Here is a 296-nt window from a genome sequence, read left to right as displayed (position 1 = left end):
CACTGATTTGTTACTGACACGAGCATTTTTCTCTCAGCTTCCCACTGAATATGAAACATATTCTGTGTTTGAAACGATACTGCACAAACTGCAAAATGAATAAGTACATTAAATCTATCCGCATGAATTCCGTAAGCTGTAAAAAAGCCATTCCTTGCATAGATACTTGCTATTCTTTCTGCCAGAGATACTACATCCTGTGGCAGAATACAATCCGTTGCCGCGAAAGAAACAATGCGGTGTTTTGCAAACTGCTTAGTTCCTTTCTGTCTTCTCCTGACTGCAAAAAGCATCAG

At 39.5% G+C, this 296-nt stretch carries 1 protein-coding gene; it reads right to left on the bottom strand.

Features of this window, described 5'->3' with window-relative positions:
• On the bottom strand, window positions 1-296 hold a 296-nt coding region (locus P0G09_RS19375; protein ID WP_275253488.1), incomplete at both ends, for a relaxase/mobilization nuclease domain-containing protein.

Origin of the sequence: Faecalibacterium sp. DFI.5.82, assembly GCF_029076575.1 — a bacterium.
Lineage (GTDB): Bacteria > Bacillota > Clostridia > Oscillospirales > Ruminococcaceae > Faecalibacterium > Faecalibacterium duncaniae.
This window is presented reverse-complemented; position numbering and strand designations above follow the sequence as displayed.